This window comes from Ruegeria sp. CDSC052 (assembly GCF_059610685.1).
Window position 1 is genome coordinate 382,233 of the sequence record NZ_JBXWOB010000002.1, and the last position, 21,750, is coordinate 403,982.

22 protein-coding genes and 1 tRNA gene are annotated in these 21,750 nt (G+C 55.6%); 10 read left to right on the forward strand and 13 right to left on the reverse strand.

The genetic code is table 11. The features are described 5' to 3' along the window. Window positions 1–7: 7 nt before the first annotated feature. On the reverse strand, window positions 8–718 hold the full coding sequence (locus AC2FIM_RS07250) for a GntR family transcriptional regulator (RefSeq protein ID WP_142635889.1): 711 nt from the start codon (window positions 716–718) through the stop codon (window positions 8–10). Window positions 719–872: 154 nt separating this feature from the next. On the opposite strand from AC2FIM_RS07250, the gene AC2FIM_RS07255 reads away from it, so the two are divergent. The 3 genes from AC2FIM_RS07255 to AC2FIM_RS07265 all read left to right on the forward strand — a co-directional run bounded on the left by AC2FIM_RS07255 (window position 873) and on the right by AC2FIM_RS07265 (window position 3,921). Beyond that, window positions 873–1,823: a GlxA family transcriptional regulator gene (locus AC2FIM_RS07255; RefSeq protein ID WP_142635891.1), complete on the forward strand. Its 951-nt coding sequence runs from the start codon at window positions 873–875 to the stop codon at window positions 1,821–1,823. A gap of 409 nt (window positions 1,824–2,232) precedes the next feature. After that, window positions 2,233–2,739 carry a hypothetical protein gene (locus tag AC2FIM_RS07260; protein WP_271948132.1) on the forward strand — a complete coding sequence of 169 codons (507 nt, stop codon included), beginning with the start codon at window positions 2,233–2,235 and terminating at the stop codon, window positions 2,737–2,739. 183 nt (window positions 2,740–2,922) lie between these two features. Beyond that, a complete protein-coding gene (locus tag AC2FIM_RS07265; protein ID WP_271948131.1) occupies window positions 2,923–3,921 on the forward strand; it encodes a formylglycine-generating enzyme family protein in 999 nt (332 codons plus the stop codon). Window positions 3,922–3,950: 29 nt separating this feature from the next. Here the strand turns inward: AC2FIM_RS07265 and AC2FIM_RS07270 are convergent, their stop codons facing one another. Further along, window positions 3,951–4,859, reverse strand: coding sequence for a LysR family transcriptional regulator (locus AC2FIM_RS07270; protein WP_496676265.1), 909 nt, complete (start codon window positions 4,857–4,859; stop codon window positions 3,951–3,953). Window positions 4,860–5,002: 143 nt separating this feature from the next. Here AC2FIM_RS07270 and AC2FIM_RS07275 point away from each other — a divergent pair, with 143 nt between their 5' ends. Then, a complete protein-coding gene (locus AC2FIM_RS07275) occupies window positions 5,003–6,742 on the forward strand; it encodes an arylsulfatase (RefSeq protein ID WP_496707953.1) in 1,740 nt (579 codons plus the stop codon). Window positions 6,743–6,917: 175 nt separating this feature from the next. Here the strand turns inward: AC2FIM_RS07275 and AC2FIM_RS07280 are convergent, their stop codons facing one another. The 3 genes from AC2FIM_RS07280 to AC2FIM_RS07290 form a co-directional block, all read right to left on the reverse strand. After that, the gene (locus AC2FIM_RS07280; protein ID WP_142635900.1) at window positions 6,918–7,253 is read right to left on the reverse strand and encodes a hypothetical protein; all 336 of its coding nucleotides are present in this window, start codon (window positions 7,251–7,253) and stop codon (window positions 6,918–6,920) included. 224 nt (window positions 7,254–7,477) lie between these two features. Further along, window positions 7,478–8,200 (reverse strand): hypothetical protein, encoded by a 723-nt coding sequence (locus AC2FIM_RS07285; RefSeq protein WP_496707952.1) that lies wholly within the window; start codon window positions 8,198–8,200, stop codon window positions 7,478–7,480. 66 nt (window positions 8,201–8,266) lie between these two features. Beyond that, a tRNA-Val gene (locus AC2FIM_RS07290) sits at window positions 8,267–8,342 on the reverse strand. A 318-nt stretch (window positions 8,343–8,660) separates the two neighbouring features. Here AC2FIM_RS07290 and modA point away from each other — a divergent pair. The 4 genes from modA to AC2FIM_RS07310 all read left to right on the forward strand — a co-directional run bounded on the left by modA (window position 8,661) and on the right by AC2FIM_RS07310 (window position 11,714). Then, window positions 8,661–9,440, forward strand: coding sequence for a molybdate ABC transporter substrate-binding protein (gene modA / locus AC2FIM_RS07295; protein ID WP_271948123.1), 780 nt, complete (start codon window positions 8,661–8,663; stop codon window positions 9,438–9,440). Between the two features lie 3 nt (window positions 9,441–9,443). Continuing rightward, the gene (gene modB, locus AC2FIM_RS07300) at window positions 9,444–10,136 is read left to right on the forward strand and encodes a molybdate ABC transporter permease subunit (RefSeq protein ID WP_271948121.1); all 693 of its coding nucleotides are present in this window, start codon (window positions 9,444–9,446) and stop codon (window positions 10,134–10,136) included. Next, window positions 10,133–11,233 carry a molybdenum ABC transporter ATP-binding protein gene (gene modC, locus AC2FIM_RS07305; RefSeq protein WP_281972417.1) on the forward strand — a complete coding sequence of 367 codons (1,101 nt, stop codon included), beginning with the start codon at window positions 10,133–10,135 and terminating at the stop codon, window positions 11,231–11,233. Before modB ends, modC begins: the two co-directional genes overlap by 4 nt. A 109-nt stretch (window positions 11,234–11,342) precedes the next feature. Continuing rightward, a complete protein-coding gene (locus AC2FIM_RS07310; protein WP_246097195.1) occupies window positions 11,343–11,714 on the forward strand; it encodes a hypothetical protein in 372 nt (123 codons plus the stop codon). A 40-nt stretch (window positions 11,715–11,754) separates the two neighbouring features. On the opposite strand, the gene hemF is transcribed toward AC2FIM_RS07310, so the two are convergent. Genes hemF through clpS form a run of 4 tightly spaced genes read right to left on the reverse strand, consistent with a single transcriptional unit; the run spans window position 11,755 to window position 14,823 of the window. Next, window positions 11,755–12,639 (reverse strand): oxygen-dependent coproporphyrinogen oxidase, encoded by an 885-nt coding sequence (hemF, locus tag AC2FIM_RS07315; RefSeq protein WP_142635911.1) that lies wholly within the window; start codon window positions 12,637–12,639, stop codon window positions 11,755–11,757. Window positions 12,640–12,643: 4 nt separating this feature from the next. Next, complete coding sequence (locus AC2FIM_RS07320) at window positions 12,644–13,447, reverse strand: SDR family NAD(P)-dependent oxidoreductase (RefSeq protein WP_142635913.1); 804 nt, start codon at window positions 13,445–13,447, stop codon at window positions 12,644–12,646. Window positions 13,448–13,484: 37 nt separating this feature from the next. Then, window positions 13,485–14,450: a class I SAM-dependent methyltransferase gene (locus tag AC2FIM_RS07325; RefSeq protein ID WP_496676253.1), complete on the reverse strand. Its 966-nt coding sequence runs from the start codon at window positions 14,448–14,450 to the stop codon at window positions 13,485–13,487. A 31-nt stretch (window positions 14,451–14,481) separates the two neighbouring features. Next, window positions 14,482–14,823, reverse strand: a complete 342-nt coding sequence (gene clpS, locus AC2FIM_RS07330; RefSeq protein ID WP_142635917.1) for an ATP-dependent Clp protease adapter ClpS — start codon at window positions 14,821–14,823, stop codon at window positions 14,482–14,484. Window positions 14,824–14,916: 93 nt separating this feature from the next. Between clpS and AC2FIM_RS07335 the strand changes: the two genes are divergently transcribed. Both AC2FIM_RS07335 and AC2FIM_RS07340 read left to right on the forward strand, forming a co-directional pair. Further along, window positions 14,917–15,618 carry an HAD family hydrolase gene (locus tag AC2FIM_RS07335; RefSeq protein ID WP_496676249.1) on the forward strand — a complete coding sequence of 234 codons (702 nt, stop codon included), beginning with the start codon at window positions 14,917–14,919 and terminating at the stop codon, window positions 15,616–15,618. Window positions 15,619–15,899: 281 nt separating this feature from the next. Then, window positions 15,900–17,273 carry a D-alanyl-D-alanine carboxypeptidase family protein gene (locus AC2FIM_RS07340; protein ID WP_496676246.1) on the forward strand — a complete coding sequence of 458 codons (1,374 nt, stop codon included), beginning with the start codon at window positions 15,900–15,902 and terminating at the stop codon, window positions 17,271–17,273. 95 nt (window positions 17,274–17,368) lie between these two features. On the opposite strand, the gene AC2FIM_RS07345 is transcribed toward AC2FIM_RS07340, so the two are convergent. From AC2FIM_RS07345 to AC2FIM_RS07360, 4 genes are all read right to left on the reverse strand, one after another. Beyond that, complete coding sequence (locus AC2FIM_RS07345; RefSeq protein WP_271948110.1) at window positions 17,369–18,616, reverse strand: hypothetical protein; 1,248 nt, start codon at window positions 18,614–18,616, stop codon at window positions 17,369–17,371. Between the two features lie 148 nt (window positions 18,617–18,764). Then, window positions 18,765–19,526 carry a LamB/YcsF family protein gene (locus AC2FIM_RS07350; protein WP_271948108.1) on the reverse strand — a complete coding sequence of 254 codons (762 nt, stop codon included), beginning with the start codon at window positions 19,524–19,526 and terminating at the stop codon, window positions 18,765–18,767. A gap of 11 nt (window positions 19,527–19,537) precedes the next feature. Then, a complete protein-coding gene (locus AC2FIM_RS07355) occupies window positions 19,538–20,536 on the reverse strand; it encodes a 5-oxoprolinase subunit C family protein (RefSeq protein ID WP_271948106.1) in 999 nt (332 codons plus the stop codon). After that, window positions 20,533–21,288, reverse strand: a complete 756-nt coding sequence (locus AC2FIM_RS07360) for a 5-oxoprolinase subunit B family protein (protein ID WP_496676242.1) — start codon at window positions 21,286–21,288, stop codon at window positions 20,533–20,535. The genes AC2FIM_RS07355 and AC2FIM_RS07360 overlap by 4 nt, the downstream gene beginning before the upstream one ends. Between the last annotated feature and the right edge of the window lie 462 nt (window positions 21,289–21,750).

The following is a 21,750-nucleotide window of genomic DNA, read 5'->3' on the forward strand; positions in this document are numbered from 1 at the left end:
TCCGTCCTCATGCAGGTTTCGAAAGCGGTGGGAGGCCCATTGGGACATCCAGCGCATCGGGCATCACGAACAGTTCGATCTGATCGCGTGACAGGTTCCAGTGATCTTCGGCCAGCTGCGCAGCAGCCGTTTCATCGCGTGTCTCTATGGCGTCGATGATGGCGTCGTGTTGCTGGCTTGCCTCGGACAGGTTTTCGACCATCCTGCCCGACTGTGGCCGGTAGAAGGTCATGCCGATACGGGCATGGTCTATCAGCAAACGGTTGAAAGAGGGCAATAGATAGACATTGCCCGACATTTCGCCGGTCACTTCGTGAAAGCGGTTATTGGCCAGGGCGCGCTCTTCGGCTGCCCCATCCCGCAGCGCGGCCTTGAATGCCTGCTGTGCGGTTTTCAGGGCTTCAATCTGCACAGGCTTTGCATTCGCCGCTGCCAGTCGCAGGATTGCACCATAGATCATCGGAGCGGCCAGAAAGAAATCGCGCAAGGTGGTATACGACATTTCGGACACGCGCGCGCTGCGGTTTGTTCGCAGGTCCAGATATCCTTCTCCGGCGAGTTGTCGGAACACTTCGCGTAAAGGCGTTCTCGACAGGCCAAACGCATCGGACAGATGCACCTCGTCCAGATCGGTGCCAGGTTGCAGGCGCAAAGTCAGGATCGAGACCTTCAAGTGCTCGGCCAGCTGCGTTTTGCGGGTTTTTGCGACGTCCTTCATCCGGATCCTCCAGCCCAGCCAGCAAGAATCGATTGGGTTCGATTGCCTCCTTTTTGTATCCGAATAAAATACATATTGTATACATGGAAATTTCGTGCAGCATAATCCAACGACAAAGACTCAGCCAATCCGGCCGAACAAAGTGGAAAACCCTATGCCTCAGATGCGGCACATCACCATTGTTCTGATCGAGGAGTTCTCGCATCTCGCCTTTTCCTGTGCCGTCGAACCACTGCGGATCGCCAATCTGGTCAGTGAGAAAACGCTATATGATTGGACGCTGATATCGGAGGACGCAGAGCGTGCAGTATGTTCCAATAAGGTGGTGACACTTGTGCATGGCGGGTTGGGCGATATTCCAAAGACTGATCAGCTGTTTGTCTTGTCGGGCATCCACATGCGCAACCATGTCTCACGCGACCTTCTGGCGACGTTGCGACGCGAACGTGCGCGGGGCACGCCGATCGGGGCATTGTGTTCTGGTGCTTGGCTTCTAGCAGAGGCTGGATTTCTGGATGGCTCTCAGGCTGCGATCCACTGGGAATATCACGATGCGTTTATGGAAGCGTTCCCAGAGGTGAACCTTGTGCGCAGTGTCTTCGTGGCAGACGCGAAACACATCACGGCATCGGGTGGGACGGCAACTGCCGATCTTATGCTGCATCTGATCGGACGCGACCACGGCGAGGAGCTGGCGATCGCGGTTGCAGACCAGATGGTGTATAATGCTGCCCGCAACGCAACGGCCAAACAAAGGGTATCATTGCAATCGCGCAACGGGATGCGTAACGCACATCTGGCTCGGGCTATCCATACCATGCGCGAATGCCTTGAAGCACCGGTTTCTCCGTCAAAGATCGCGGATGATCTTGGCATATCCACGCGCCAGTTAGAGCGGTTATTTGGTAAGTATCTCAACACTTCGCCCAAAAAATACTTTATGGAATTGCGCCTGGAACGCGCGCAAAAGCTTTTGCTTCAGACCGAAGCATCCGTCACCGAGGTCGCCTTGGCTTGTGGCTTTGAAAATCCCGGTCATTTCTCGCGGGTTTATCGATCCAGTTTTGGTGTCACACCGCATTCGCAAAAAAGCAAAATCGACTGACGGAAGGCGGCGGGGGGAGCTGCTCTGCCCTAGGGCGAGCCCGGCCCGGCAGGCGCTCACCCCCTAGTCCCGCTTGTACCCCCTCGTTAAATTCAAACTCGTAAACTGATCAGCAGGATTGACTGTTTGTATTTGGTAAAAAGGGCACAAATTCTGCAAGATCGTGTCAGATGTAAGGGAGTTTAGGGCGACATAAAGGCCCAGATTTCAGCAAAAAATGCGGCCCAAATCCCACACAATTAATAACTCAATTAGCCAAGTTTGTCCTTGAGTTTGCGTTACATATGAAAAATGACTTTTAAGTTTAGCCAAAATACCGGGTATACTTACAAACTATGGCAGAGATTCACATCGGGATGCATTTTCGAACCCCCATGTTCCCTTCAGCAACCAAAGCCGGAGGCCATGCATGAATTTCGAAACTTACCAGCCGGTCGTGACACCAGTCCCGCCAGTCATACCCGTAGACGTGCGCGAGGTTCAGATTATTCAGGCCTCTCAGGCGGCCAGTGCAGCATTTGAAAAGTTATCCGCCACGGCATTATTTGAGGTGGATACAGTCACTGATACCCAGAAGCGCATACTTGCGATCTTTCGCTGGTATTTTCTGGCGGCCTATTGCACGCGGATGTTGTCTGGGGCAACGCATCGGCTGGATCATTTGACGATGCAAGTAGGCATGGATGTATACAGTGCGGTTGGTATGATTTTGTCCCGCGATGAGATCGAGTATTCGAGAAACCTGATTGAAAAAATGCCGGATTCTGCGGCTGATGCACGGATGAAGGCGATCGGTGCGCGGGGGCACAAGGCAGGTTGGATCGCGGCCAATCAATATAAACAGGGCAGAGGCATGCCCTTAGAGATCAAGGTCGCTCTGTCGGGTGCTTTGGCGGCTGTGGATCGTTTGAATTGAACAGCGGTCCCAATTTGACATGAATTTACAAGTGTAGGTGAATTTGCCTCACAGCAGGCAGGCGCGCTCCTTTCGTTGAAGCTCAGGTCGAAGGGTGGAAATGCTGCCCATTCACAGTAGGGGATTGAAAACCGTACCAAATCACTACATTCACCCCTGATAGATCCAACAGGTTAATTCTACATGCCCCTTTCAAAAAGATTGCTAGCCTATGGCTCGGTTCCCGTGGTTGCGATTGTATGCTTTGCCGTTTGGTATACCAGTATCGGTTCCAAACCAGGTCCTGAGTTTGTCCGGCTGGATGGTGGAGAATTCCTGATGGGTTCGCAAAACTTTCAAGCGGAAGAGACTCCGGTCCATCCAGTGAATGTCAGGTCCTTTGACATTACGCGGACAGAAATTACCAACGACCAATTTGCGAAATTTGTCGAAGAAACCGGGTATCAGACAACGGCAGAGCGTGGCTTGTCGGCGGAGGATTTCCCGGGTCTGCCTGCAGATTTGCTTGAGCCTGGGTCGATGGTCTTCGCCCAGCCTAAGGAAGCGGTGTCGCTGAATAATCCCAACGCATGGTGGCGCTATGTCAAAGGTGCAAGCTGGCAACACCCGGCAGGACCGGGCAGTTCGATTGCGGAACTGGGCGACCATCCGGTGGTGCATGTGTCACCCGAGGATGCCGCAGAATTTGCAGAGTGGATCGGAGGTCGTCTGCCGACCGAGGCCGAATGGGAATTTGCAGCTCGCGGCGGGATCGAAGGCGCCGACTACACCTGGGGTGACAGCTATGATCCCAGCAATGGGTGGAAGGCAAACACCTGGCAAGGACAGTTCCCAAGCGAAAACCTGGCTGACGATGGCCATGTCGGAACCGCACCCGTAGCTTCATATGTGGCCAATGGCTACGGCCTGTATGACATGGCGGGCAATGTCTGGGAGCACGTGGCCGACTGGTGGGTGCCGGGGCACATTCCTGGCGACCAAATTGATCCTACCGGCCCGGAAAAGGCCTTTGCCGCCCAGTTCGGTAGCGCATCGATGGGTGCAATGCGGTTGGTCAAAGGGGGCTCATGGCTTTGCGCGCCGAATTTCTGTCTGCGTTACCGACCTGCAGCGCGGCAGCCGGTTGAGATGTCGTTGGGCAGCAATCATGTCGGATTTCGCGTTGTCCGCGATGTAGACTAACCGCCGGGCATTCCGGTCATGCGGCGGGCTTATTCCGCCCCGTACCGGTGGCACAATCGATTCCAGAACATATCAAGCGCGGCAAATTTAACGCCCTTGCGACGGGCAGCGCATATGTTCCAGGTCAGAGGTTGCGTGGTTCGTATCTCTTTCAACATCCCCAATTTCAGGTGCTGATCAAAATCTTCCTTCATTCCTCCGGCAATCAGGTCTGCTCTGCAGGCCATATCGGCAACTAAAGAGAAATCGTCACTTTCGATCTGGGGCAATCGGTCAACAATATGCCAGGCTTTCTCGTCATTCCCCAGAGTGGCGGCAATGGCAGAGCGCCAGTGGCGATGCATATGCGCGGTTATAAACGGATGCCGAAACACCTCAGCGATTGAGACCGGAGTTGCCTGATGAATGGGATGGTCGGGGCGAGCGCAGAAGAAAACGGGTTCCTTTCGAACGACCTGAATGTCCAGATCGCTTAGGTTGGGCGTGTGCGTCAGATCGCAAACCGCCACGTCCAGGCGCCCTATCCGCAATGCTTCGAGGGGTTCCATGGTGGCCCGCACATCAACGCGGACACGAAGATCTGGCCAGTTATCAAGCAGCTCTGCCAGAAGCGGCGTGATGATCGTCCGGGTCGTCAGGGGTCCGCAGCCGATATTCAGCACCTCCGGGCCGACCGAACGCAACCGTTTGACTCCTGCTTCAAACTGGCTGGTCGCATCGTGCAGCGCGTCCAGAAGTTGCAGAAAGCGTTTCCCCGCCGGTCTGATGGTTGCGCCGCGGCCTGTCCGTTCAAATAGCGCCTGACCGGCATAAGTTTCTGCCTGGCCGATATAGCGTGAGAAACTTGCAGGAGAGGTTCCGATTGCATCCGCTGCCACACGAAAGTTGCCGTGTCTGGCCAATGAGCGCACCGCATCTATGGCTTTGGAATCAATCATTTGCACCCTCGTTCCAATATTCAGAACGCTCATACCAATTGATGGAATGGTCGTCTCTTTCTGTAGTCGGAATTGTCGTTTCCTGCGACATTATTGTCGACCGTGGCACGACGCCCCGGACTTCCCACATAACGGAGGATTCAATGGTTCCTTTAAGGAATATATTAGCTGTGCTTGGCGCTTCGGCGTTATCAACGACTGCAGCACTTGCCGATTCTGAGGATACACGCCCAAACGTTCTTATTCTAATCGCAGATGACATGGGGTTTTCCGATGTTGGCGCATTTGGCAGTGAAATCGAAACGCCCTCGATCGACCAACTGGCAGATGACGGTATGCTGTTCACCAATTTCCACGTCGGAGCGTCTTGCTCGCCCACTCGGACTATGCTGATCAGCGGTGTCGACAACCATCTCGCAGGCCTCGGCAATATGTTAGAGATTCAGGCCGATAACCAATTCGGCAAGCCTGGCTATGAAGGTCATTTGAACGACAAAGTTGTTGCGTTGCCGCGTCTGTTGCGCGACGCAGGATACCACACCTATATGACCGGCAAATGGCACCTAGGTCATGAGCCTGGCACGATCGCTTATGACCGCGGATTTGAGAAATCCTTTATGCTGGGCGAAAGCGGTGCGGATAACTGGGTCGAGCAGCCCTATGCCCCGTTCTATACGCGGGTGCACTATTACGAGGACGACAAGCTTGTCAGCCTGCCAACGGACGACTACTTCTCGTCGGATTTTTATACCCAAACGATGATCGATTACATCGACAGCAACCTGGATGACGGTAAACCATTTTTGGCCTGGGTCGGGTATCAGGCCGTCCATTACCCTCATCAGGCGCCAAAAGAATTCATCGACAAATATGACGGCGTTTATGACGAAGGGTTCGAGGCCCTGCGGGTTTCGCGTGTGGAAAAGCAGAAGGAACTTGGGCTTATCTCTCCGGATGTGGAATTGGACCCGGAATTTGCGAAAACCTCTTATGAACCGTGGCAGATGCCGGATTGGGAAAAGCTTAACGACGAAGAAAAAGCATTCAACGCGCGACGGATGCAGACCTATGCCGGAATGCTGGACAATATGGATGTCAATATCGGCAGGATTCTGAGCTATCTGGATGAAAAAGGTATTGCGGACAACACCATCGTCATTTTCCTTGCGGATAACGGCCCGGATCCGAACCAGTTGCCGCTGTCTGAAGCCTATCGTGATTGGTACAAAGCCCATTACGACAAGGTCTATATCGAGGATTTTGACGGCGATTATTCGGATATGGGGCAGCAGGGTGTCTATGCTGATTACGGCCCTGGCTGGGCGGCAGCCGCAGCGGTTCCGGGCAGCTACTTTAAGACATTCTCGACCGAGGGTGGTTTGCGTGTCCCTTTGATCGTGAAATTCCCGGGTGTTGTCGAGCCCGGATCGCAAGTCGATAAATTTGCCTTTGTTCGCGATATCGTTCCAACACTTCTTGACGTTGCCGGCGTAGACGTTCCCGGACCGGTCTATGACGGTCGCGAAATTTATACGCCAGACGGTATCAGTATGATGCCGGTCCTGAAGGGTGAGACGGAAACCGTGCGCGACGATAACAACCCGGTCGGATATGAGCTTGCAGGGTCTTCGGCAGTATTCCAGGGCAAATATAAACTGATGCAGAATCTGGCCCCTAAAGGCACAGGCGAATGGGAGCTGTTTGATATCGAAGCTGATCCGTCGGAATTACACAATCTGGCGGACCAGATGCCCGAGCGTGTCGCAGCGATGCAGGCCTATTTTGAGGACTATGCAAAAAGGGTAAATCTTGTGCCTGTTCCCGAAGGCTATAACCCTCTGGAGCAGACGGTCGTCAACGCCAAGCGCAGTGGCGCGCATTAACTGAAATGTCATCGCGCCGTTTCGGGACGGAAACGGCGCGATGCGTATATTTGAAAAAGGCACAGTGCTGGTTGGTCCGCCGATAGATATGTGGCGCTGCTGCGGGTGCAGCCACTGTTTGCCGCAAGCACACGCCCATGGAACAGGCCGGCGCATTGTTAGGAGGAGATGCGGGTTATTGCCCTGTGATTTCCGTGCAAGTTCCTTTGCCCCAACCGGTTCTACTACCAGAGGCAGAGAAATCGAACGTGCCTTTCTGGGGGTGGACGTTATAACTCAACGTGTGATCCTCGCCGATATACAGGTAGGTCAAGGTATCGAGCCCCGGGAAAACATCGACCTCTTTGTCGATGTCACCGATCTTGATACGACCTTTGTTTTGATCTTCATATTTGATCAGTTTCGCAGCCATTTCGGGATGCTGTTCGTCTGGTGACTGACATTCAAACACCCGCTCTTCTGCAAGCGCCGTGAAGGGCATAAATATAAGAAGAATGGCCAACTTTTTCATTTGATCTCACCTAGAGCAGATTCGTTTCGAACGCCGCAGCTAGGTGTGATTTCTGTCATAAATTTGCTGAAATTTTGGCCAGAGTGTGCCTTGGGCACAACCAAAGAAAATATGGGTGTTGGACCGTCTGCAAAATCAAAATTCTAGTGTCTCGGCAAGAAGCCTGTGGCAAAGATCGCATCCCAGAACAGAATGCAGGTCGGCTCCGCTGAGCATTGCATTCACTACCAATCAAATCTCTCATAAGTATCTGTTTCAATACAAGTAATATTTGCATCTCCGAGGGTTGAGATCGGCTCGTCCAGAACATCCACCTCTGGGGCATTGTCGGTCGAATGGATTGCATCCCAAGGCAGGGTTCCAGGAGTACTCGAGTACAGCGCTTCGTAAGCCAGTTCTTCGTCCAAAGAATTCCCTGCGCTGACAGGGTCGTCACCGACGGTCAGGGCAAATGGGTTTTCCGAAGTGATGAGAGTGCCGGCGCTGTCTATGTCTGACACAACGATCTGACCATGAATTACGCCCTCGAAACCTATTGGCGGGGGAAGCTCCAGGTGGTTCAGATTACAACCCGACAAATCCACCGGATCACCTTTGGTGATCACCGAATGCTCACCACTGATTATCAGGGTATTTGCCGGCAACCCCTCCAGTGTAACATTCGCCTGATCAGACGCATGCGACACTTGGATGCCAACTTGGATCGCGTCGTCCTTGGGAACCGACAAACCGGGATCGGCCTGCATCACCTCACGGCCATCGGTATCCGGACCGTCCCATTCCAGCTTCAGCCCCGCATGGCCGTGGTTCTCGACATATCGGACTTCGATGCCATAAGTCCCAGGCTCAAGGTTGACCTCTTCTGAATACGTGCGAAACCCATGTGGCTTATCTCCTGTGTTGGAGACATCATCTCCGTTTAAGTGCAGCGGAGGCGCAGCGGACACAGTTTCATGCGCAGCACAGCAAAAGGTGCTAGCCGCGTAAGACCTTGATACATTGTAGGGAAAGAATGGTGGGTGATGAGAGACTCGAACTCCCGACATCTTCGGTGTAAACGAAGCGCTCTACCAACTGAGCTAATCACCCGTGAGGCTGCATTTAGCCAAGCCGGCGCGCGGGCGCAAGAGGGTCCGGCACAATTTCTTTCACTGAATTTAGACAAGGCGGGGATCTGGGGTGATTTAACCGCCAACCGGGCTCTGATTTATCAGACTTTTTGAGGGATCACGAAATCTGAACCGGTCGTTTCGGACCAGGCACCTTCAAAATATCTTGGGTGTTGTAGCGGCTATGGATTGCCCGTTTCAAAGGTTCTTATTCACGATGCGTCCTATCGATGCTTGCGCGCCCCCCGCCGCCTCAGATATCCCCTGATGGAACCTTAACCTACGAGACGGGAACAATATGACCCTGTCATCCGCAAGCCGTTTTCTGGCTGCTGCTATTGTTTTGGGTAGTTTGATATCGACTCCGCAGCGTGCAGAGGCCGACGATGTTTTGGTTTTTGCTGCTGCCAGTCTGAAAAATGCTCTGGATTCACTTGTACCGGGTTTTGAACGGCAAAGCGGTCAGGAGGTTGTCATATCGTATGCGGCGTCTTCTATACTGGCACGTCAAATTCAACAGGGCGCCCCGGCGGATGTGTATATTTCAGCCAACAGTGACTGGATGGATGTCCTTCAGGAGAATCGGCTGATTGATGCTGGATCGCGGGTTAACCTTTTGGGAAATGGGCTTGTCCTGATCGGTGGGCCGACGGCCGTTGAAATTGAGGGGTTTTCCCCGCAGACGGACATCTCAGCCGCTTTGTCAGGTGGGCATCTTGCGATGGCCCTGGTCGATGCCGTGCCTGCGGGAATTTACGGCAAAGCGGCGCTGCAAAACCTAGGTCTTTGGGATAGTGTTCAGCAGCAGGTGGCGCAGACCGACAATGTACGCGCGGCTCTGGCATTGGTTGCCGCGGGGGCTGCCCCCTTGGGTGTTGTCTACCGATCGGATGCCCAGGCCGAGGATCGGGTGCGGGTGGTGGCCTCTTTCCCTGCAAATCTTCACCCGGAAATTGTCTACCCGGCCGCTGTAACAACGCAAGCCTCAGCCGAGGCATATGCATTCCTAAGCTACCTACAGACGGACGCAGCGATGGCTGTCTTTGCAGAGCAGGGATTTGCCCTGCCGGGCGACTAGCCGATGGGTTGGTTGGGACCGGAAGAACTTGAGGCGCTGAAATTGTCGCTGCGTGTCTCTTTCTGGGCAACGCTGGTTACTTTGCCCTTTGGTATATTCGTTGCCTATGCACTGGCGCGCTGGCGCTTTCCCGGACGACAAGTGTTGAATGGGTTGGTGCATTTGCCATTGATCCTGCCGCCGGTTGTTACGGGATATCTGCTGCTATTGACCTTTGGTATTCAGGGCCCGATTGGTGGACCTCTGGCGGGGCTTGGAATTGTCTTTGCGTTTCGCTGGACCGGCGCGGCGCTGGCCGCTGGAATCATGGCGTTTCCGCTGATGGTCCGTGCTATTCGCCTTTCGATCGAAGCCGTCGACCCTAAGCTGGAACAGGCTGGAGCCACGCTGGGTGCCTCGCGTCTGTGGGTTTTTGTCACCGTGACCTTGCCGATGATTCTGCCGGGGGTGATCGCCGGGACCATCCTTGCCTTTGCAAAAGCCATGGGTGAGTTCGGCGCGACGATCACCTTTGTTTCGAACATACCTGGACAGACACAGACATTGCCATCGGCCGTTTATGCGTTTCTGCAGGTTCCGGGTGGAGAGGCGGCGGCGATGCGGCTAGTGGTGATATCGGTCATCATCGCGATGGGGGCGCTCCTGTTGTCAGAGTTTGTCGGTCGTCGCGCCGCGGCAAGGGTGTCGGGGACATGAGCCTTTCGGTCAATCTGCAACATGATCTGCCAGGTATTCAGTTGGATGCCAAATTTGATGCGCCTGCCGGGGTGACAGTTCTGTATGGAAGGTCCGGCGCCGGTAAGACGACAATCGTTAACGCTGTTGCGGGATTGCTGGAGCCCAAAGCTGGTCGCGTATCCGTGGACGGGTGGACGTTGTTCGATACGGAAAAGCGCCTTTGGCTGCCTCCACATAAACGCCGCTTGGGGTATATTTTTCAGGAAGGACGGCTGTTCCCGCATCTGACAGTGCGCCAGAACCTGTCCTATGGGCGCTGGTTTGCGCCCAAAAGCGTGCCGCGCGAAGACCCCGATAAGGTGATTGAAATGTTGGGGATCGGGCATCTTTTGGACCGTCGTCCACTGAGCTTGTCAGGTGGCGAGAAGCAGCGTGTCGCCATAGGCCGCGCCTTATTGGCCAGCCCGCGTCTGATCCTCGCGGATGAGCCTCTGGCCGCTTTGGATGATGCACGGAAGGCCGAGATACTGCCCTATTTCGAACGGCTTCGGGATGAGATTTCGGTACCGATCCTTTATGTGACCCACTCGGCAGCCGAAGTTGCCCGGCTGGCAACTTCTGTCGTTGCCCTGCAGGACGGCAAGGTGGTTCGGCAAGGCCCGGCTTCCGAAGTGATGGCTGATCCTTCTGTGGCCCCGCTCGGTGTCAGAGCCGTTGGTGCGGTGCTTCAGGTGCAGGTATCAGCTCACCATGCAGATGGGTTGACCGAGTTGGCAGCCGAAGAGGCGCGCCTATTTCTGCCGCGTATTCCCCATAGGGTCGGTGAAAGCCTGCGTATTCGCATCCCCGCACAAGAGGTGATCCTTGCCAGTAAGCGGCCCGAGGGCCTGTCAGCGCTGAATGTACTGGAGGGCAGGGTTGATACGATCCGAGCCGGGGAAGGCCCCGGTGCGATCGTCTCTGTCATTACACCTGCAGGGACTATTCTGGCTCGGATCACCCGACGTTCGGTTGAAGCCCTTGGGCTTGCTGCGGGTAAACCTTGCTTTGCGGTGATAAAAACCGTGGCGCTTGCGCCGCAGGATGTCGGTGGGCGGCTGCACTTTGAGAATTGAAACTGCGCTTTACGGAAAGAGTATCTGTTCTATGATTTCCCAAGGAAATCTTTTTTGCCCGGGGTCAAGCATCATGAAATACTTAATATCAACATGTGCTCTAACGCTGATGATGGTGCCTGCCATGGCCCAGGCTGTTGGGTTCGGGGTCGGTATAAACCCCGCATTCCGAACGACAGTGACACCACGTGACAATGGCGTTTACGAGGTCGCAACCAGCGGCAGCTCTGCGCCTGTGGCCTATTGGTGCGGGATCGGGGATTTTGCGATACGCACGCTTAGAACCAAATCGAACCAGCGTATTTACATAACCCGGGCCTATGACAAACAGACACGGACGGTGCAATTCTCGCTGACTGCGCCCGAAGGGGTTGATACGACGCCGGGCTATTCGGTTACTGTCAAACGCGTTGGCGAGAACATGTCAGCGGCATCGGCGCAGCGCTATTGCTCTGACAATTTCATGGATTTCGGGTTCTGAAACCCCGGAAGTAGAAAGCACCGCAGAGGCAGGTCAGGCGTTAGACCCATTTGGCCAAGGGCGGCAGGCTCATAAGCACTGCGTCCGGGTCGTGCCCGGTCTCTAGCCCGAATTTGGTTCCGCGGTCATAGACAAGGTTGTATTCGGCATAGAGCCCGCGATGAATCAGTTGGGTATCCTTATCGGCGGCGTCAAAGCTCTGTTGCCTGCGCTTTTCAACCAAAGGCAGAAAGGCTGGCAAGAAGGCCCGCCCGATATCCTGTGTCAGGGCAAAGTCCGATGACCAGTCTCCGGTGCAATAGTCATCCAGAAAGATACCGCCGACACCGCGGGCGCGCTTGCGGTGCGGGATAAAGAAATACTCGTCGGCCCACTCTTTCAAACGCGGATAGTGGCCCGGTCCGTGGGGATCCAGATGGGCCTTCTGGGTTGCGTGGAAATGGGCAGTGTCTTCGTCATATTCGATACAGGGGTTCAGGTCTGATCCGCCGCCGAACCACCAGGCGTGAGGTGTCCAGAACATGCGCGTATTCATGTGAACAGCGGGAGCGTGCGGGTTCTGCATATGGGCAACCAGGCTGATACCCGAGGCCCAGAACCGCGGGTCCTCGGTCATTCCGGGAATGCCTTTTCGGGTAGCCATTGCCTGTTGCGCCCGTTCCCCGAGCTGGCCGAATACTGTCGAGACATTGACGCCGACTTTCTCGAACACGCGGCCGCCGCGCATCACGGACATCAAACCGCCACCGGCGTCCGCCCCGTCATCGGAATGCCGTTTGGTCTCTTTGACTTCGAAGCGACCGGGTTGAGCATCGGAAAAAGGTCCGGTGTCGTGGGAATCCTCAAGCTGCTCAAAAACGCTTACGATTTCATTGCGCAAGTCGCGAAACCAGGCTGCGGCGGTGGCTTTTTCAGTATCGAACATCTGTTTAATGGGCCGGGGCTGCGACGGGGTCCAGCAAAGTGCGTCCACCGTCAATGGTTAGGATTTGTCCAGTGATGAAACCTGCGGCGTCCGAGGCAAGGTACTGTGCGGTTTCGGCCAGTTCGTTTGGCGCGGCAATCCGGGAAAGGGGGGTGTGCTTTTCGATATCATCCCGAAATGTGCGATTTTCCTTGAGCGTGGATTGCAGCGAAGCGCTCATCACCGATCCCAGCGCGATCGAGTTCACGCGGATGCGGTTTGGGGCAAGGGCAACGGCTAGGGATCGGGTCAACTGATCAAGCGCTGCTGTAGACACCGAATAGGCCATCAGATCGGGATGAGTGCGACGGGCAGCAATCGAAGATAAATTGATGATGGATCCCGCAGGGTTTTCGTTTTCATCATCACCGGATTGCTTGATCATCCGTTTGGCAACAAGTTGGCTCAGTCGCAAGGCAGGCATCAGGTTCTGGTTCAACAAGGTGCGGACCGAGTCGTCTTCCATGTCCAATGGATCAGACGGGATAACCTGGCGCGAGCCATTTATCAGGATGTCGACCTGTTCGAAAGCGTCAATCGTGGCCGAAAGCAGGTTCGCAATCGTCAGCTTTTCACGCAGATCCCCGGCGAAGAAACGGATGTTGCTGTCATCTGCCTGCTCGCCCAGTTCATTGGCCAGTCGTTTTTCATCCATGTCGGCGAACATGACATTGGCCCCGGCATCCGCGAAGTGACGTCCGATGGCCAATCCGACACCATTTGCACCACCTGTGACGATCGCGGTCTTGCCGGCTATGGAAAAGGACATGCGTGTTCTCCTGATGTGCGGTGCAGGTTAGCGGGTATCACCGCCGAGGGCGAGAGGCGTGGAAGACCTTGAAACGATTGTCCCCGGTCACTTCCTTCATCTGCGCGAAGGCCTCGTTCAGCGTAATTTCATAGGGTAGGTGTCGATTGGCGACCATCCAAAGGGAACCGCCCCGTGTCAGACTGCGCGCAGCAGATTTGATGAATCCCTGACCCAACGTGGGATCAGCACTGCGCGATGTGTGAAACGGCGGGTTCATAATGACCGTATCCAGCGGCTCAGGCGCGCGCCAGGTGACCGCGTCAGCCCAGTGGAACTGTGCACGGTCGTCTTTTACATTTGCACGAGCACATTGCAGGGCGATGTGATCGGCCTCGACCAGATGCAATTCCTGCAGCCCCTTTGCACCCATTAGCCCTGTGGATAGGTATCCCCAGCCAGCCCCCAGATCGGCGACCCGACCGCCCAGTTTTTCAGGCAGGGCGGCAAGCAGCATTACTGAGGCCGGGTCGACCCCGTCTGCAGAAAATACTCCGGGCGCTGTCTGAAATCCGTCGGCGGATTGGGTGGCGGGTGCGGCCCAGTCCTCGAACGCGTTTACGTCGGACTGGAACCAAAAGATCTTGCCATGTGCTTTTGCGATGGGCCCCTGCACGGTTACGCGTTTGCGAATATCCTTCAACAGGCTGTCGACGCCATTTGTCTTGGCGCCGTCGACCACAACCAATCCGGCCGAACGCTGGCAAGCCTGATACACGAGGCTGCGGGCCAAAGCCTTGGCACGCGGCAGGAAAACGATGGCATCCTGGCACAGGTCATCGGCCTCGGGCGTGGCCCTGAATCCGTGATCCGCAAAATGGTCGTGAAACGGCTTGAATGGCTGGACTACCTGCGTATCTGAAGCCAGCCCAGCGAGGTCTTCCTCGGGCGTTGGCCCAATCAACGACAGGGGTTGCGCGATTTCAAGGCCGCTTTGCAAGGCAAGATCTAGGCGAAGGGACATTGGCAATTCCGAAAAGAGGTCAGGCGTCGCCTTACTCTTCGCGTTCCATAGTGCACTGCAGGGGGTGTTGATGGCGGCGAGCAAAATCCATGACTTGCCCGACCTTGGTTTCGGCAATCTCATGACTGAAGACACCAACAACGGCGACGCCCTTCTTGTGGACGGTTAGCATGATCTCGAACGCCTCTGCGTGGGTCATGCCGAAAAAACGTTCCAATACGTGAACGACAAACTCCATCGGGGTGTAGTCGTCATTCAAAAGCAGCACTTTGTACAGCGGCGGGCGTTTGGTCTTGGGGCGCGTCTGTACCAGGATCGACGAATCTGCATCGTCGTCCGGTTTGTCAGACATCATCCATTGGTTCTCAAACATTAGGCGCAAACGTCCGATTCAGGCTTCGGTTTATCTGTGCGCTTATATAACGTCCAATGCGTCAGATAAAAGAGCCAGCAGGACGTTATCCAAATGGGCGAAAAACTAACCACAATCGGGTTCGATGCCGATGACACGCTGTGGCACAACGAACGGTTCTTTCAGCTGACGCAGGCACATTTTGTCGACCTGCTATCAGATCATGCCGAATCGGATCACCTGATGGACCGATTGCTGGCTGCCGAAAAACGCAATATCCGGCATTATGGGTATGGAATCAAAGGCTTCACCCTCTCCATGATCGAAACGGCGATCGAAGTGACCGAAGACCGTGTTCCTGCAGCGGTCATTCGCCAACTGATCGAAGCGGGGCAAGAGATGTTGGCCCATCCGATCGAGCTGTTGCCCTATGCCCGGCAGGCCATCGAAAGCGCTGCCGACACCCACCGCGTAATCCTTATCACCAAGGGCGATCTGATAGACCAGGAACGCAAACTTGCGCAGTCCGGTTTGGGCGATCTGTTCGACGGGGTAGAGATCGTGTCTGAAAAAACACCGGAAATCTATCGCCAGATCTTCGCGCAGCATGGCGAGGGGCCCGCTGCGGCTATGATGGTCGGAAATTCGATGCGGTCCGATGTGGTTGCTCCGATTCAAGCCGGATGCTGGGGCGTATACGTGCCGCATGGGCTGGTCTGGGAGATCGAGCAGGCCGATGTGCCGGCCGTCAGTTCCAGATACCACGAATTGCCCGATCTTGGTGGATTGACGGCGCTTGTTCGCTCTTTGAGTTGATGTTGCCATTTGGTCGCAGTTTCCGAAAATAGGGGTCGGCCGACGACACAGTCTTGACGAAATGGCAGGTTTAGCGGTGCGCCACCGTTTGCACCGCCACATCTAGTGGGTCATTGACATACGCTGAAAGCGTTAAAGATATGAGCTTTCGGTTTCTTTCGCGGGGGTGCTGTGCTACGCTGATGGGTAATAAAATAAATAGTAGCTGACCGGGAAAACCCGGCGGCCTGAGGTAGACAGAGGCAAAAATCGTGCAGGTACGGCGGACAGTTCCGGCCCCTATGGGCGTATTCCTTGCAGCATTCCTGTTGTTGTTTTCCTTCGCTCCGGCGCAGGGCATTGCTGCCCCATATGCGGCGATGGTGATCGACGCGCGAACGGGCGAAGTGCTGCATTCCCGAAACGCCGATACACGCCTCCATCCGGCCTCGTTAACCAAAATGATGACACTGTACATCGCATTTGAAGCGGTTCGGAACGGCGAAATCACTCTCGATACGCAGGTGACCATCACCAAAAAGGCTTCCTCTGAACCGCCTTCAAAGCTGGGTTTGCGTTCGGGGCAGAAAATTGCTTTCCGCTATTTGATCCGTGCGGCGGCGGTGAAGTCGGCCAATGACGCTGCCACTGCCATTGGTGTTGCCCTCAGCGGGTCCGAGGCCGCCTTTGCGCGCCGCATGACACGTACCGCCAAGGCGATGGGAATGAGCCGTACAACCTTTAAGAACGCACATGGTCTGACCGAGGCCGGACATCTGTCGACCGCACGGGACATGACCACGCTGGGGCGGCATCTGCTGTATGATTACCCGCAATATTACAACCTGTTTTCGCGCCAATCCACGAATGCGGGGATCAAAACCGTTCCCAATACGAACCGTCGCCTGCTAGCGGCCTATCGCGGTGCGGATGGGATCAAGACGGGCTATACCCGTGCAGCTGGGTTCAATCTGGTTGCCTCGGCCAAGCGCAAGGACGAACGGATTATCGCGACTGTCTTTGGTGGCAATTCCGGCGCATCGCGCAATGCCAAAGTAGCCGAGCTGTTGGACATGGGTTTCCGCCGCGCCCCGTCGCGCGCGCCGATCCGCAAACCAGCCCGGCCGGCCTATGCCGGTAATGCAGGTTTGAATGCGAAAGTCGCCAGCGTAAGCGGCGCGCCCACCAGAAGCCTGCGACCGGTTCTTCGACCCCAGCGGGGGAGTACCGTTCTAGTGGCGAACAATGTCGCCGCAACCGCAGCCAAGAACGACGCGCGGATTCAGGACGGTATCGCCGCAGCCATCGCCTCGGCCGGTGTAGAGACGCCGACCGAAGGAACGACGCGCCCGACGGTCCGCACGGATGATCTGGTGCTGGCCTCGGCAGAACAGCCCGAGCCAGAGCAGGAAATCGTCACACGCTTGTCGACCTCTGGCGGTCATTTGTGGGGCGTGAATGTGGGGCGCTATACGACCCGGTACGAGGCTGAAAAGGTTCTACTGAAAACGGCCCTGTCGGAAATGACTACATTGGAAGGCACGCTGCGCAAGGTCAATCAAAACTCACGCGGGTTCGACGCGACGTTCCAGGGCATGACCCGAGAGCAAGCCGATCTGGCCTGCCGCAGACTTCAGGCCCGCAATGTCACCTGTTTCATGATCGGGCCGTCATAAGACCCGACATATACTCTCCTGGATGGGTCTGGCCACGGAATTCCGTGGCCCTTTTTTTCTGAGCGAGCGTGCCGTAGTAGGTGGCAGGGGTCAGGTCAGTCGAATACGTGGCCGTGCTGATATTGCTCATCCTGACCGGCGGCCGCAGTCAGGGCCGCGACGTTATCTTTGGTAAAGAACCCATCATACTTATGACAGCGCTCTATATACTCGGTGATCAGCAGAGTGTTCTTCGAATGTTTTGAGAAAATCTGCTTGAGGTTCGGATCGTCTTTGCACTCTCCAACCACATGGGCCAGGAATGGCACCCCCTGGTCTTTCAGAGTGTTCACAACGAAATCCACATTCTTTTCGCCCGCACCGTGATCGCCGTCCAGAATCTCGATCGCCATGTGATGCAGCCGACGTCCGAAATTGCGGACGAAATCCTCGGTTGGCATGGGCCGTTTGGCAAAAGAGTTTACAAACGAAGGCGTATTATTGGCTGTAAATACCTTAGCCGGGGATTTCTTGTCATCATCCACACCGGCATTGCGGTTCACATTGGTCGACGAATTCATGTCGAAAATGTTGTACGCCCCCCAGAAATAGTAGGGCACCATCGTCAGAAATTCGAGGATCGCATCCTCGCGCTCACCAGCCAGAACGCGTGTCGCCAGATGGTCGATGCCCAACATCAGTGAAGAGATATTGCTATCGGCACCAAAGGCAGCAGCCTCATCCAGTCGCGCTTGTTCTGCGCTGCTGAGCAATACCCTGTCGCCCAGACCCAAACTGTCGGTATCGTTGAAATCCAGCGTTGAATAACCGACCCGGTTGCAGGTGAAATCAGAAGGGGTGGTGAACCGAAGGCCCTTTAGCGTGTAAAACGGGTTCTCGGTGTCGCCGGAATATTCGAACCGGATATTCTGATCCTCCAGCGTTTTGGTCAGCGTGTTCAGGTCAGTGGCGCCAAACACTTCGCCAACATAGCGCGTTTGCGGCGTGTTTCGTGCCAACGGGTACATGCGGTTGATGCGCGGGATGAAGTCTTCGAATGTCGGGCTAAGCGGAGCCATCACGATGAGCGCCGGGTAGTTCAGGTGTGAATGCAGGACCGAGTATTTATGCGTCCGTCCAAGATAGCTGGCCGTGTGACGGTATGGCGACATCACATATAGCTCGACCAGAGTGTCGAAAAGAACGTCAGTTTCGACCTGAAGCACGACAGCGCGCATGGGCCCAACCTGCTGGGCGACACCAGAGCTGGCACGGCGTTCGTAAATTTTTGGCAAATACTCGTTGAAGAAGTCCGAATTCTTCTTGTCGCCGCGTGGTTCGTAAGACGCTAAATCAAAAGACATAAAGTTACTCCTTGCCCAGACTAGGCAAACCAGGTGCGGTTCGTTGCCGGGATTGTGGTATTCAGAACATATGCTTGCTGACATGCTAGGGAGGGAATTCAGCCTCGGCAACAGTCTGAGTACGGGCGGACGCATTGCACCCGCGGGATTACCGCAGGAACTTTGTCACCTCGACACCGCCCGCGATCAGGTTTTCGCGGACCGAATGCGCAATCTGAACGGCGGTTGGTCCATCCCCGTGCAGGCAGATCGTGTCGATCGCGGTATTAAGCCTTTTGCCGGTTTCGGTAATGATGGCCCCTTCGCTGACCATTTCCAGAATTCGAGGCCCTGCAATTTCGGGGTCGTGGATGACGGCGCCGGGCAAGCTTCGGTCGACCAGAGTGCCATCGTCGTTATAGGCGCGGTCGGCAAAGATTTCGCCGACCCACTTGCAGCCCAATTCCCGAACGGCTTCTTCCTGCTTGGTGACGGCCAGCACCATGATGATGATATCTGGGTTCACGTCCAGCGCGCCCTGATAACAGGCCCGCGCCATGTCGATATCGACCGAACACATGTTGGACAATGCACCGTGCAGCTTCAGATGCCGGACCTGCGTTCCAACGGCGTTTGCCATACCGATCGCCGATCCCAACTGATACCGAACAAGATTTCGCAGGCTATCATGGGGTATTTTCATATTGCGGCGGCCAAACCCCTGTAGGTCAGGAAAGCCGGGATGCGCGCCAATGCCGACACCGTTTTCCGCAGCCAGGGTCATCGTTTGCGCCATGACGTCCGGATCGCCCGCGTGAACGCCACAGGCAATGTTGGCCGAAGTGATAATCCGCAACAGGCTTTTGTCATCGCCCATGCTCCAGGGGCCAAAGCTTTCCCCCATATCGGCATTAAGATCTACGCTGGGCATCGGCAAACTCCTTAGTCTGTGGCAGAGATCATTCCGCTGACCAGTTGATAAGATAGCAGGTCAGCAATGTCATGAGGATCACGGATCAGCGGTTCGACCTTGGATGGCAGGTTGGCCAGTTCTTTTTGAAAAGCCGCCTGCAGGGAAATGGCCTCGTCCATTTCGACCAGCCTGAACTGAAGCTGTACGCCCGCCGGGGTTTGCGCAGCCCGCGGCAGGTCACAGGGAAGGACGGTCGCAATTCTGGGATACCCGCCGGTTGTCTGACACTCGGGCAGCAGAATAAAGGGATTGCCAGTGCCGGTCATCTGAATGTCGCCGGGGGTGATGACCTCGGACAATATGTTCAGCTGCCCTTTCACGGCGAAGCCCTCTCCGTCGCTTTCCAACTGCATCCCCATGCGATTTGCGCGGGGCCCGCGAGTGAATGTCGTGCGCAAAAAGCGGTCCAGCGTTTGCCGGTCGAACAGTTCGGTCTGAAAGCTGGCCACAACCCGCAGCGAACCGCCCGAGAACCGATCTTCAGCCCGCAACTTCTGTCCTGCCTGCTGTGACGCTGCCCCGGCGGATAAGCTGTCTCCGGCCTGTAGGGCGCGCCCGATTTTGGCAGTAAGGTGAGTTGAGCGGGATCCCAGAAACTCCTGCACCTCAATACCGCCGCCCAGGTGCAAATATCCATAGGTTCCCCGTGTGGCGGCCCCGACTATCACCCGCTGTCCGGTCTCAAGGTGGTAGGTGGCATTCCACGAAATGGCAGCGCCATCAATACTGGCCTGCATCGGTGCGCCCGTCAGTGCAATCTGTATGGGATGAGTGGCCTCAAACTCACCGCCCATTCCGGCCATTTCAAGCGCGGCAAGTTTAGGACTTTGTCTCAACAATGCGGCGCCTTCGTGCAGGGCCAGTAAATCTGCTGCGCCAGATCGGGAAAGCCCTTGATCCAGATATCCGTGGCGGCCTTGGTCCTGTATTGTACAAGCAGGCCCTATGCGCAGGACAGACAGGCTCAAACCGCGATCTCCTGACAGGTCGCGCCGCCTGATCCATCAACGTCATTGGCGCGTATCGCCTCTAGTTCCTCACGCGTGACTGACACGAACTGCATTTCGTCGCCGGGTTTCAGGGCAAAGCTGTTCTGTGCTTCAGGACGAAAACAGCGAAAAGCGGTTTGGCCAATATGTCGCCACCCGGTTGGTGTGGGTCCCGAGAAAAGGACAAATTGCGAAATCGCCAATACCAAAGCGCCCTCGGGCACCATCGGGGTCAACTTCTTGAGGCGCGGTATGTTGAACTCGGGGCCGAGCGGGCCAAGATATGGCTGACCGGGAGCAAATCCGATCGTCAGGACGCGGACGGTTGTGGCGCTCAATCGATGAACGGCTTCATCGGGGGACAGCTTGGCCGCAGCCGCAGCCTCATCTAATTGAGGGGCAAGCGCGCCGCCATAAACCGTGGGGACACTCCATAACCTGCGCCCCTGGGGGAGGGGCGCTTTGTACCAATCCTGCCGCCGCAACAGCTGCTCGACCCGGTCGCGAAGGTTTGCGTGGGCAAACTGGGATGGTTCAAATCGGATATAAGTCGACGCCAGCGTCGCAGAGGTTTCAATGACACCTTCCCACCGTTCAGAATCCACCGCAGCTCGAAACGCCAATGCTGCCCGGTTCGATGGCTCGGCCATGGTTTCGGCGAAAGAGACCAGCAGGCCGTCAAAGCCGACGGTGCATATGCGTGGGAAGATGGCGGCGTGTGTTCGTGTCATCTCGCTGCGTGCCAGTATGTAACTAGTCAGGTGACCTGAACGCAATCCAGAGCGTTTCGCAAGAGAGGGTGCAAAGTATTTGCCGGTGCATCCTCGTTTCAGACCGCGTGCAGGCAAATTCCGACTCGGTGCGGGTGTGTTTCATACCCGGCGACTCATACGAGTCTTGTAGTAGACGTGGGGAGCTCAACAATATGTTGATATCGGGCATAGCTCGTACGGAACGCGGTGTGGATACCTTAGGCGCGATAATCGGCTTTCCTGGGTGCATCGGCCTAATTTATCACCTTAATTATCTGAATTTATTGAGTAAAATAAGAAAGTACAAAAAAGTTGCTCAGGGCGTGATTTTCTGCTTGCGGTGTATGTTTGTAATGCTTAGAACCCCCTTCACCGGCGCTGCTGAGGCGCTTGTGACACACTGGAGAGACGGTGGGACGGGCTGGAGAGACGGTCGGACGC